Genomic DNA, 3257 nt, shown 5'->3' on the forward strand with positions numbered 1-3257 from the left:
CAATTTTAATATCGACTTTAATTTTTGCATCCTCGCCCAGTTCAACATCATCAAAAACACCTCTATCTTCAGTCAAATGTTTATATATATGAGATACGTAATACTCATCTTCCGGAGATAGTGGGTATTTTTTTTTGTAATCAAGCCAACTCAGAGCATATATAGTACTTGGAGACCCCAATAATATGCCTTTTTTGAACAAATCATCGTCTGGCATGATTGTTTTGTATTTCATATTAATAAGCATATTAATGGCTGGAGTATAATTATGGTTAGCCGCAATAGTGAGTAAATCTAAAACCATTGGTTGTAATGTTCTGTCTATCGCGATGTGATTTAGCCAATCCTTTTCCTTGACAACAAGCGTTTTAATATAATCCATCAACGGTTGATAGTAGTACCCTTCAGCAAAACGAATAACCTCTTTAAGATAATGTTCGTGAGCCTCAACTGAGTCATCGGGTTGTTGAATTCTTTCCATACTCAATAAAAAATACTGTGAACGTAAATCGCCTTTTTGGGCAAGATCCTTAAAACCCTTCATTGCGATTTCCCAGTTAGCCTCGGAGCAAGTTTCGATTTCCGTGGGGATCTCTTCGCCTATCGATTGACCCACTCGTGAACTTAAAGATCCTTTGCCAAAAAGCCAGCACTCTTCACCACCATTAGATAGAGCTAGTGCAGCAAAGGGGTTGCCCGCTTGCATCGCTCGGTATAATAGCCCCAATATTTTAGGACGTAATTCAAGATTATTGGCACTAATACGCGCACGCCATACCATGGCATCGGTATTCCCTTGCTCGATTAATGGCTCAAGCAGATCTCCATATCCCGTACCATGCTGTAATTTCATCAAAAACTCATAAAGATCATCACCGGGTTTAACTGAACTGGATATATATGGGTCATCAGACTTTTTATTGATATTCTCTTCTATATAACTTTTAAATAATGGAATGTCATCTTGCGGGTTGGGGCCGCACGCTGTAATACTTAATAGGAGAACGATACTTGAGAGTAATTTCACTAACCGCTTAAAATGTAATTGCATCAAGACCCCAGTTAACTCTCAGAATTTAATTGCCTTGAATGCCAAGTCAAAATATTCAATATTTTAAAGGCTCGAACTACCCAATTGTCACATCCGGTGATCCTGTCGCGACCGTACCGCCGCAACCAATCGCATCACCAACTCGAGCTGCGGGTAAACCATTGATGAAAACACTGCCGGAGCCCGCTGAAATGGCACGGCCATGAAATCCATGCGGTGTTTTCGGGCATGGGCAACCATGCGGCGCTGCCGCATCGCCCAGACGCGCGGCAGGGATACCGTTAATAAAGACATTGTCACTACCGGCGATAATCGGTGTGGGTGGAAAACATCCATGTGCTGAGGCGATATCGCCGATACGTGCTGCTTTTGGCATTATTTTTCCTTACTTAAAACAATTCGATTGAGGTTTCATCGAGGAACATATTCGGCTTGATATCTTTGGCAAACTCTTCAACTTGCTTATCTAGTTCAGATTGTTCTTCTTCTGTTATAAGGACATCAAATAGAATTTGACCATCTGCGTCCTTAACCAATTGTCCTTGATCATCAAACATTAATTGGTGAGTTATTTTGTGACTTTCTTTTTCTTCACCTCCCAATATGCCAGAAAGCCGATTGTAATAGTAAGCTTTCTTAGAATTTTGCTTAATCCCTCCATGGCCTTGTGAATAGACCAAATACAATGTTCTTGCTGCTTTGGCATAACCTAGATTGATAGCTTTATTAGCCCATTCCTCAGCTTGTTTTATATCTGTTTCATTGAGAGCATAATAAAGGTCGATCATAGCAGGAGCATAGCCATTGCTAGCCGCGATTCTCTGATAACGCCTACGTTCTTCAATATTTTCCCAACAAGTGCCAATACTACAACTTAATAATCCGTAAGAACCATGTGGAATTGTCGCTTCGTACATCTCTCTATATTTTTTATATTTGTAGAACGGAATATATTCCCACCAATCTGTGCGGTTTGCTTTAATCGCATATACCGCTTTACCATCGCCTTGTGCTGCTAATTTTTCCCAGCCATCAATCGCCTTCTCTTCCCACTTACTGTCGCAAGGCCAGCTCAAATAACCACAAGGGCTATTGCTGTTAAAATTATCACCAGCAAGTATTCCCATCGCCCATGGGCTGCCCATTTCAGCTGCTTTTAAAAAAGTATCTCCCGCTTCCATATGCTGACCACTTTCATACTGAGTTACCCCCAGCCAGTAGAGTGCGTGAACATCACCTTTATTTGCTAGCTGTGAGAATACCAGTTTAGCCTGCTTGTATTCTTTTTGGTTAAACAGCAACTGCCCTTGCTCCAAGGTAGCAGAAAATGCGTCACTGCTTGTTAATAAAGCACTAATGAGCACTAGTCGTGTTAATGTTTTTATCATTTGATACTCATCCAATCTGTTAACCGATATCCCTGTTTTTTAAGATCTTGATAACGAACCTCACCCTCTTCGGACTGGTAAACGCGATATTCTTTGATTTCCAATATACCCGTATGACCAGAGTAGGAAATTTTCTCCATAACTTTCATGTCTTTAGTCAGTTGGTGCAAGCGACTCTTATGGTAGCAATGGGGTCAGGTCTTTCTTCTTGCCAATATGGAGCTCACCTTGAATTGTGAGGCGCTAAAATTCACGATTATCAATGGAAATGGCCTCCAATATCATCCGCTCGAACTACCCAATAGTGACATCCGGTGATCCTGTCGCGACCGTACCGCCACAACCAATCGCATCACCAAGACGCGCGGCAGGGATACCGTTAATAAAGACATCGCCACTACCGGCGATAATCGGTGTGAGTGGGAAACATCCATGTGCTGAGGCGATATCGCCGATACGTGCTGCTTTTGGCATGATTTGTCCTTAAAATATGTTTCGTTCAGGCATCTAATTTCGTATACATCAAAGAAGCCTAACCCTCTAAACTAGAAAGCAAAAGGAAAGACCTGACCCCGTTCATTTTCTGATACGTGCTGCTTTTGGCATTATTTGTCCTTAAATTATGTTTCGTTCAGGCATCTAATTTCGCATACATCAAAAAAGCCTAACCCTCTAAACAAGAAAGCAAAAGGAAAGACCTGACCCCGTTCATTCTTCTGTTCATTTCTATTTTTCCGTTTCCTATCAGTCAACCCAATTCGTACGCAGTGTAAAATTATCAATGTAAACCATTGGTGTCATAGCATTAATCGTATTTT

4 protein-coding genes are annotated in these 3257 nt (G+C 41.2%); all 4 read right to left on the bottom strand.

Going from position 1 to position 3257, the window contains the following annotated elements:
- Positions 1-1051 (bottom strand): hypothetical protein (locus tag RH88_RS08705; RefSeq protein WP_005595063.1); only part of this gene is annotated, 1051 nt, incomplete at its 3' end.
- Between the two features lie 76 nt (positions 1052-1127).
- The gene (locus RH88_RS08710) at positions 1128-1427 is read right to left on the bottom strand and encodes a type VI secretion system PAAR protein (protein WP_005595064.1); all 300 of its coding nucleotides are present in this window, start codon (positions 1425-1427) and stop codon (positions 1128-1130) included.
- A 13-nt stretch (positions 1428-1440) separates the two neighbouring features.
- On the bottom strand, positions 1441-2439 hold the full coding sequence (locus RH88_RS08715; protein WP_005595065.1) for an SEL1-like repeat protein: 999 nt from the start codon (positions 2437-2439) through the stop codon (positions 1441-1443).
- Positions 2440-2733: 294 nt separating this feature from the next.
- Entirely contained in the window at positions 2734-2913 is a 180-nt protein-coding gene (locus tag RH88_RS08720) for a PAAR domain-containing protein (RefSeq protein WP_005595068.1), read from the bottom strand.
- Between the last annotated feature and the right edge of the window lie 344 nt (positions 2914-3257).

The organism is Vibrio scophthalmi LMG 19158, from assembly GCF_000222585.1.
Classification (GTDB): Bacteria; Pseudomonadota; Gammaproteobacteria; order Enterobacterales; family Vibrionaceae; genus Vibrio; species Vibrio scophthalmi.